At 45.3% G+C, this 9290-nt stretch carries 7 protein-coding genes and 1 pseudogene; 4 read left to right on the forward strand and 4 right to left on the reverse strand.

Translation table 11 applies throughout. The features are described from left to right. Positions 1-690, reverse strand: a pseudogene (locus ACQY6Q_RS12230) (oligopeptidase A); the annotation flags it as partial. Between the two features lie 187 nt (positions 691-877). On the opposite strand from ACQY6Q_RS12230, the gene ACQY6Q_RS12235 reads away from it, so the two are divergent. From ACQY6Q_RS12235 to gltS, 3 genes are all read left to right on the forward strand, one after another. Continuing rightward, positions 878-2881, forward strand: a complete 2004-nt coding sequence (locus ACQY6Q_RS12235; protein ID WP_427981794.1) for an ATP-binding protein — start codon at positions 878-880, stop codon at positions 2879-2881. Between the two features lie 58 nt (positions 2882-2939). Next, positions 2940-4289, forward strand: a complete 1350-nt coding sequence (gorA, locus tag ACQY6Q_RS12240; RefSeq protein ID WP_427981796.1) for a glutathione-disulfide reductase — start codon at positions 2940-2942, stop codon at positions 4287-4289. Between the two features lie 256 nt (positions 4290-4545). After that, positions 4546-5769 carry a sodium/glutamate symporter gene (gene gltS / locus ACQY6Q_RS12245; protein WP_427981798.1) on the forward strand — a complete coding sequence of 408 codons (1224 nt, stop codon included), beginning with the start codon at positions 4546-4548 and terminating at the stop codon, positions 5767-5769. A 61-nt stretch (positions 5770-5830) separates the two neighbouring features. Here gltS and ACQY6Q_RS12250 read toward each other — a convergent pair whose 3' ends face one another. The 3 genes from ACQY6Q_RS12250 to ACQY6Q_RS12260 form a co-directional block, all read right to left on the reverse strand. After that, positions 5831-6607, reverse strand: a complete 777-nt coding sequence (locus ACQY6Q_RS12250; RefSeq protein WP_427981799.1) for a PEP-CTERM sorting domain-containing protein — start codon at positions 6605-6607, stop codon at positions 5831-5833. A 331-nt stretch (positions 6608-6938) separates the two neighbouring features. After that, complete coding sequence (locus tag ACQY6Q_RS12255; RefSeq protein ID WP_427981801.1) at positions 6939-8063, reverse strand: M14 family metallopeptidase; 1125 nt, start codon at positions 8061-8063, stop codon at positions 6939-6941. A gap of 103 nt (positions 8064-8166) precedes the next feature. Continuing rightward, positions 8167-8868, reverse strand: coding sequence for a hypothetical protein (locus ACQY6Q_RS12260; RefSeq protein ID WP_427981803.1), 702 nt, complete (start codon positions 8866-8868; stop codon positions 8167-8169). A 234-nt stretch (positions 8869-9102) separates the two neighbouring features. Between ACQY6Q_RS12260 and ACQY6Q_RS12265 the strand changes: the two genes are divergently transcribed. Then, the coding region (locus ACQY6Q_RS12265) for a YlqF/YawG family GTPase (RefSeq protein ID WP_427981805.1) at positions 9103-9290 on the forward strand (188 nt) is incomplete at its 3' end.

A 9290-nucleotide genomic window follows, 5' to 3' on the forward strand; every position in this document is an offset into this window, starting at 1 on the left:
CAACTCGCGCTTATCAGCATAAGTCATCACCGGTAAATAACTAGGAAACTCTAAAGTCAGTAAATAACCGTCTAAATCTTTTTGCTCTGCGGCTTGTTTAGCGGCGGCTAGAGCTGATTCAGGTAAGCCCGCTAGTTCCGCTACATCGGTAATATGTTTTTGCCAAGCCAAAGTGGCATCTAATACGTTATTAGAAAACTGTGATGATAACTCAGAGAGCCGTTTAACTATTTCTCCATAACGAGCTTGTTGCTCAGCCGCGAGGCCAATGCCCGACAACTCGAAATCACGTAGCGCATCTGTAATGGTCTTTTTCTGTGCCGAATTGTAACTAGTAAAATCTTCGCCTTCGGCTAGCTGCTTATAGGCTTGGTATAAGCCTTTGTGTTGGCCAACAAAAGTACTGTATTCCGACAATAGCGGTAAACAAGCTTCATAGGCTTCGCGTAGCTCGGGACTGTTTACCACCGAATTACAATGGCTCACTGGCGACCATAAGCGACTTAGGCGGTCATTTACTTCATCCAAGGGCAAGATAAAATTCTGCCAAGTGGGTTTAGGTTGCTCGAGCACTTGCTCAATAGTGGCGCGGCATTCAGCTATCACTTGCTCTACTGCAGGCTGCACATGTTCCGGCTTAATTTTGCTAAAGGGAGGTAATCCTGGCAAATCAAGTAAGGGGTTGCTCATAGGGGATCCTTAAGGCTGAAGAAATGATAACTATGAATACCTTAATCTGGGGTTGATAATTTGTAAATCAACCCGCGATTCATCATTTCCACTGTTTACATAGCTTTGAATTAGACTATGATTTCCTTAGGGATTATTTTGGTTTTCTGGTTTTTCAATAAGCTAGGCCAACAGGACTCAATAATTAATGGACAATAACAACAAAACTTCAGTGAGCCAAAACACTGGGTTGTGGCATAAATTAGCCTTAAATAAGGGAACTAACAGCTTATCTTTACGAATGCTGTCCTACATTCTTATCTGTTCTACCTTACTTGCTCTAATTATTACCCTCATTCAATTACGTTACGACTACAAACAAGACGTTGAAGTCATCGAAGAAAGCATTGATCAAATCGAAGTCAGTTTTTTACAACCGATTGCCGCCAGCTTGTGGAACTTGGATGAAGAACAAGTTGAAGTACAAATTGAAGGCATTATGAACTTACCCAACATGCAATATGTGTTGGTAAAAGAAATTTTAGGCTCTTCCGAAGTCCCCTTGTTAGCCCGCGGCCGCTCTGCCGATCATTACGATCTTTCTCAAGAATTTGAGTTGATATATCAAGGAGAAATGGTAGGTAAACTGTTTGTGGCTGCCTCTTTAGAGCAGGTTTATCAACGCATTTGGCAAAAAGCCATTTTAATTTTGGTCAGCCAAACCATTAAAACGCTAGTGGTATCGATAGGCATTCTATTCATTATTTATTATCTTATCGTACGCCACCTCAACACCATTGTGGAATACACCCGTAATTTGGATTTAGACAACTTAGGCGCACCGCTTAAGTTAGATACCAAGGGGAAAACGCGCAACGACGAGCTAGGAGAACTGGTCAATACCCTCAATCAAATGACCCTAAAGATTGACCATGAGTTTGCTCAAAAGCTCAAGGCTACCGACCAACTGGCTCACGAGCGTGACTTTTCCGCCACCGTAATTAATGCCAGTAACGCGGTGATTGTAACCCTAGATAACCAACTCAATGTATTAACCGCTAACCCTGCAGGGGTCATGCTCACCGGCTTTCATCAAGATGAATTGGTGGGGCAAAACTGGCTGAGTGTATTCATTGATAATGATATGCGGGAAAAAATAGAGAGCGACCTGCGCCAATTGCGGGTGATTCAAGACCAGGAACTCACCCTCACCGACCAAGCCAATAACAAATACACCCTATTATGGACCTTTGTCCCCTTTTACGAGGGTAATCATGTTTCGCGTATGATTGCCTTTGGTTACGACGTTACCCCACTCAAACGAGTTGAGAATGAGATTAAAAAACTCAATGACGAGCTGGAGCAAAAAGTTAAATCACGTACCGAGCGCTTGGAAGAAAGTAATCTGCAATTGGCCAGTGCTTTTGACAAATTGAAAAATGCCCAACAATCCTTGGTAGAAGCTGAAAAAATGGCCTCATTAGGGGGCTTAGTGGCCGGGGTAGCCCATGAAATTAATACCCCGATTGGTATTAGCGTCACCGCCGCGTCTTATCTACAAGAACAAGGTAACCAACTGAAAAAGAGCATAGAAAGCGGCAAGCTAAGCCGTAAGTTCATGGACGAATTAATCGGCAATCTCAACCAATCTACCGAGCTGTTACTCAACAACTTACGCCGCGCTTCAGACTTAATCAGCAGCTTTAAACAAGTAGCGGTAGATCAAAGCTCTGAGGCTTGTTACACCTTCAACTTAAATGAAAATGTGAACCAAGTTATCACCTCATTGGGCCATAAAATTCGCCGCTCTGGCTGTGAAATTGTGGTGGACTGCCCCAACGATTTAGAACTGTACAGCTTCCCCGGTAGCTTTACGCAAATCTACTCCAACCTGATCCTCAACTCGGTGAAACACGGTTTTGAAGACTGGGATGGCGAAAAGCGGATCAACATTTCTATACACAAAGAAAACGATCAATTACACATTGATTACCATGATTCGGGACGTGGCGTAGATAGTGATATTGCCAAACGGATCTTCGATCCCTTTGTCACCTCAAAACGTGGTCAAGGCGGCAGCGGCTTGGGCACTCACATCGTTTACAACTTAGTAGTGCAGCTACTTAAAGGCCATATTGCCTTTGATAGCCAACCCGGTGAAGGGGTACATTTCTCCATACGGATCCCCTACCAAGCGCAAAAAGCCGATTAACATCTGTTAGTCGGACAGGCTATACTGCGGCAAGTTTTCGGCCCAACATGGAGTAATTATGAAAGAATTCGACTACCTATGCATTGGCGCAGGTAGCGGTGGCATTGCCTCTGCTAACCGCGCATCAATGTATGGCCAAAAAGTAGCCCTAATTGAAGCTCGCCACGTTGGTGGCACCTGTGTAAACGTAGGTTGCGTACCGAAAAAAGCGATGTGGTTTGGTGCCCAAGTGGCCGAAGCCATTCACCGCTATGCCCCCGATTACGGCTTTGATGTTCAAGTCAATAAATTCGACTGGTCAACCTTAGTGGCTAGCCGCGAAGCCTATATTGAAAGGATACACGGCTCTTACGATCGAGTACTTAGCAACAATGGCGTGACCCTGATTAACGGTTTTGCCAAATTTGTTGATGCCAATACCGTAGAAGTGAATGGCGAGCAGATCCGCGCCAAACATATTCTAATCGCCACCGGCGGGCGCCCTAGCATTCCCAACATTCCCGGTGCCGAATTGGGCATTGACTCAGATGGCTTTTTTGCTTTAAACCAGCAACCTAAACGCGTTGTGGTAGTAGGGGCAGGTTACATTGCTGTAGAACTAGCCGGAGTATTACACTCCTTAGGCAGCGAAACCCACCTTGCCGTGCGTAAACACGCACCACTACGTGACTTTGACCCAATGCTCACCGAAACTCTAGTGGAAATCATGGCCGAAGACGGCCCTACCCTGCATACCCATAGCGTACCCCAGTCGGTAGAAAAACTGGCCGACGGAAGCCTTAAATTGAATTTTGAGAACGGTAACAGCCTCGAGGTGGATACCCTAATTTGGGCGATTGGCCGCGAGCCAGCCACCGACCAAATCAATCTGCAAGGCATTGGCGTAGAGCGAGACGATTATGGCTATATCAAAGTTGATGAATATTCTAATACCTCGGTAGACGGGGTGTATGCGGTAGGCGATAACATCGGCAAAATCGAGCTCACCCCTGTGGCAGTAAAAGCAGGCCGCTTACTCTCTGAACGCCTATTTAACGGTAAAACTACGGCTAAGATGGACTACGAGCTAGTACCCACAGTGGTATTTAGCCACCCAGCCATTGGCACTATTGGCTTAACCGAGCCTGAGGCAGTAGCTAAATATGGTGAAAACCATGTCAAAGTTTACACCTCTAGCTTTGGCGCCATGTACACCGCCGTCACTCAACACCGTCAAGTCACTAAGATGAAGCTCATTTGTGTGGGTGAAGATGAGAAAGTGGTTGGCCTACACGGTATTGGTTTAGGCATGGACGAAATTTTACAAGGCTTTGGCGTAGCCATGAAAATGGGCGCCACTAAAGCAGACTTCGACGCTTGCGTAGCCATTCACCCCACCAGCGCTGAAGAGTTTGTAACCCTTCGTTAATCTCTTATCACTAGGCTAAGGTGGCTACCTAGCTTTAGCCTAGACTTGATTCTTAACCTATCCTATTTGCAATTAGCCCCTCAACTGACGATTAACCAATGACTCATAACTAGTACGAAGCTAACCACCCCTTCGTTAGTCCCACGCCTTCGCGCCAAGCAATTGACTTGCCTAATTTTATTAATAGAAGCTTATGTATCCCCGACTAGCCAAGCGTTATACTGAGCCTTCAACTATAAAGTAAAGGTCATGTTTTATGGATACCGTTTACCAAATAGGTGAGCTAGAGTCTTTTCTGATTGCACTAAGTGTCTTGTTCATCGGCCGAATTATCTGCCACTACGTCGCGTTATTAAAAAAATACAACATTCCCGAACCCATTGTGGGTGGCTTAGTGGTGGCCATCATTATCACCCTGCTGAAGCTGCAAGGTATAGAGTTGCGATTCTCCTTACCCTTGCAAGATACCTTCATGCTGATGTTTTTCAGTACTATCGGCTTGGCTGCTAACTATAAGCTACTAATGAAGGGCGGCGCCAAAGTCTTTGTTTTCTTAGGCATCGCCTCGGTGTATATCATATTGCAGAATGGCCTAGGGGTTATCTTAGCTTCATCGCTAGGTTTAGAACCACTTATGGGGCTATTTGCTGGTTCAATTACCCTCTCGGGAGGACATGGCACTGGTGCCGCGTGGTCGCAGATTTTTGCCGAAGAATACCATATGCCAACGCTTGAATTTGCCATGGCCGCCGCGACCTTTGGTCTTGTCATGGGCGGTATTATTGGCGGACCTGTGGGTGAGCGGCTGATCAAAAAAAACCAACTTGAGTCGCCCTTCTCGAAAGGTAAGGATCACCACAAAACCCACCCCGACTTAGTTACCTATAGCCGCAAAGAAGAAGACTTAGTAACCCCAACCACGGTAATTGAAATCTTATTTTTAATGCTGGTTTGTGTGGTATTAGCCAAATTTGCCAAACAAATAGAAACGGATCTGGCCTTCACTTGGCTAAAAATGCCGGACTTTGTCTACGCCCTATTTTTTGGTGTGGTCATTGCCAATACCAGTGAATTAAGCGGCCGCTACCATGTAAATGCTGAGTGCGTGGATTTACTGGGTACCCTGTCGCTGTCGTTATTTTTATCGATGACCCTAATGAGCCTGCGTTTATGGGAAATTTTTGATTTAGCCTTACCACTACTGATTATTTTACTCTGCCAAACCTTGATGTTAGCGCTATTTGCCAGCTATGTGAGTTACCGCTTCATGGGCCGAGACTACGATGCAGCTGTTATAGCGGGTGGGCATTGTGGCTTTGGTTTAGGGGCGACCCCAACCGCAGTGATGAATATGAGTGCTCTGGTTTCGCGCAACGGTCCTTCGCCGCAAGCCTTCATGGTGGTACCGATTGTGGGGGCCTTCTTCATCGACATCGTCAACCTGATTGTGCTGCAAGTGTACATCGGCTTGTTAACTTAAACGACGCTCAAAAAACGGAGCCCCCATTTGGCTCCGTTTTTAGTTAATCTAGATGCCGGTATTAAGCTTGTCGACGCCGCATCCATAACAAGCTAAACATCGCCAAGGCAAAACTCAACCAAGTTTGCGGCTCAGGCACGGCTGCATTAACCACCTGTATGGCGCTGCTCGCTAATTCACGCCCCTGTTGGTCGTAAGCACTGAGCCTAATGTCGTAAGTGCCCGCTACTCTGGCATCGAAGCTATAAGTGGCGTCATCAAAAAATTCCATGTTCCAAGAATTTTGCACCAAATTGTAATCATCAAGTAGTGCTGCATAGTTCACCGAATCAACCAAGCCTGCCCCATTAGCTGTAGCATTGTTACCTAGGGCATGGTCGGCATTGCTCACATTAACCGGATCGAAAACTAAGAAATGAGTTGCGGCGCTGGGATCAAAATCGATTTGTAATAAGTACGTGTAATCACTTAACATGCCGCCGCTACCATCGAAACTACTGTTAACTGACCACTCAAAGTTCCAAATAGCGGTAGAAGTAGAACCCGGTGCAAAACCAAAACCACTTGGTGGCAAAATATTGTCAAACTGGTAACTGCCAGCACCATCACTATTAAAAACATTCTGCGGGCTGTTGGTTTCATCGAAGCGCAATTTAGCTCGCAAACCCAGCTCAATGCCGTTTTGCCGGTCTACAGTAAACCCTCCGTTCAAGTTGCCACTGCCAAAAATTACTTCATTACTCACCTCTTGATCATAGATAAGCGCGGCTGAAGCAAAGTTAGAGAGTAAACCCCAACTTAAACCGACCAACAGCATTGTTCTTGTCACTTGTTTCATGTTGCACTCCATGCATCAGCTTAATCATCGCCCGCGATAGAAGCATGAACCGTTCCAGCAAACAAAAAGTTATTATTATCATATAGATAGTGATTTAAGTCGGGGAATGGCTTCAAGCCTGCCGTGACCACTGTAAAATGACCAGCGGGGCGCTTCCCTAATAGAGTTTGAGCGCCATCACATTTCAATCATGAGTTGACTTAAATTTGTAAAATTTCATGAGGTGGTGATGAAATATCACAAATTATCAGTGTAAAAAAATTAGACAGGTAGTGGCAACAGAGAGGGTTAAACAAGGGAGAATGCCAAGGCAGCCCCCCCCTAATAAACGCTACATTTTTGCAAGAGTCTGCTTAATAGCAAACAATACATCAGCCCCTAGTTGCATCGAGCGCTCGGCCGACCAGCCGAAGTCAGGATCGGGCAAATCTGCATTATCTTTAAAAGGCATTTCGATGGTGTAAGACAAGGTTTTAAATTGCTCACCCAGCCATGCCGCGGCAATATTTAAATTGGCTTCACCGGGCTTATTTTTTGGATAACCGTGAGTATCTTGAAAATCCGGAGAAATCGCCTTAAATGCCTGTTTGAAGGTGTCTTCTAAAAGTTGATGGCGTTGGTCGTAAGAAGGAATACCTTCACAGCCAGCCACAAAGTTATACGGCAGCTCTTCGTCACCATGAATATCGAGGAATAAATCCCCTCCTAGCTCCAGCATTTTTTGCCTTACCAAAAACACTTCGGGGCTGCGTTCCATGCTAGGATTTTGCCACTCTCGGTTTAGGTTAGTGCCTACTGCATTGGTTCTTAAGTGGCCGCGCACCGAGCCATCGGGGTTCATGTTAGGCACCACATAAAACACCGTATCCTTTAATAAGGTGATAGCCAGTGGGTTATCTTGGTCCAACAAGCGCGCTAACATCCCTTCAATAAACCACTCGGCCATGCTTTCACCAGGGTGTTGGCGGGCTATCACCCACACCTTATTTTTTGCCAGCTCGGCGTCACCAATGGTTAATAAACTCATGTCACGACCGTCTAAGGTTTGGCCCAGGGTATTCAGGCTGACCCGCTCATCACTTAAACACCCATGAATCAGATCCTGGTGGCGCTCGTAACTATAGGGCGTAAAATAAGCAAAATAGATGCTGTTTTGTTCCAGCAACACACCAAAACTGAGTTGCTGGCCATCAAACTCACTATCAATACGGAACCACTGTTCACGGTCGTAGGAAGCGACCACATGGTAACCTTTCCACGCTTGTGGGTAGGCTGATTGGCCAGCATTGATGATATTGAAGCGATAGTGCTTATCAAGCTCTGCTTCAAAACGAAAATGAAACCACTGAAAAAAATCTGATTGATTGTCGCGCTTGATGGCTAACTGCAGGTTTTGTGGGTCGCTTAAGTCCACCGACTCAATATTGCCACTATCAAATTTATCGCTAAGGTACATGCTATCCTCTTAAGCCCTTATCCAATGATGTCGCCAGTATAACGTGTAATAGATTAACGTGGCTTAAGAGCATAAAAATAAACGAAGATAACAAGCCTGAGCGCTAGTTCTGTTGGCTTAGTTCAACAATCCTAAAGTAACGTACGTCTAGATTTTTATCCAAGGTTATGGTGCCTTCCACGGTGACCGACTCCGCCTCTTGCGGAGGTTTATTACCAAAGTCGATGCTTTGTTGGAAGATTTGTTGTCCGGTTTGATCAATCAACACTAAGGCAAGATTTTTCTCAATCGGCCCTTGCGCCAGTAACTGATACTGCACATTGACATGTTTACCCACCTTCTCACCCACTTCAAAAAAAGCAGAGCGGATCTGACTTTGGTCGGTGGCAATTAGGGTATCAAAAACAAAGATCCGCAACTCTGGCTGATTTTCTCGATTTAGCTCAAAGTTATTACGCCGCTCAAGCAACAGGGCTTCTTTCAATTGTTTGTTTTGATCTTCCAGAATTTTCAGCTCGGCTACACTACCCTCATAACTATCTTGTAGATCATGATAAGACGGCCATACCGCTATCAGTGGAAACACCGCACTGAAACACAGCACGCCCATGAACAAACTAATCCAGCGATAGGGTCGTAGTTTTCTATACGCCTTTTTATAGTGTTGATGGCGCGCCTTATGATATTGATAACGGGCTTCTAAACTCACCCCTGAGCGATGCGGTTCGACGTCTACATGCGTGGAACTGTCGAGGCTAGCAACAGCTGCTGGAGTCGCTTCTTTAAGCGGTTCATTATTAGACATTATCTCTTCCCTAAGACAGCCTAGACCAAACCCTAAATCGGGCCAAAACAAGATTAATATTAAGTGTTAATAACATAGCAGTAAGTACAGCATTATTTAGTATAAACTGCATAATTTTTAACAATATTCATCATTGGTCACGCCGTGTCGCCCTGCTATGCCAAACACAAAGCGCTACACTTTCATTAAGCAATCAGTACAATGAGCCCAATTTGACAGTTCAAGGTGAGTGAAATGGCCATTCAGTGGTATCCAGGGCACATGCATAAGGCCCAAAAACAAATTAAAGAAGTGATGCCCAAAATCGACTTAATTATCGAAGTCTTGGATGCGCGCATTCCTTACAGCAGTGAAAACCCGATGGTGGCCAGCTTACGCGGTGATAAACCCTGTATTAAGGTACTGAATAAAAGCGATTTAGC

Origin of the sequence: Agarivorans sp. (genome assembly GCF_050295395.1) — a bacterium.
In the GTDB taxonomy this organism is placed as follows: Bacteria; Pseudomonadota; Gammaproteobacteria; order Enterobacterales; family Celerinatantimonadaceae; genus Agarivorans.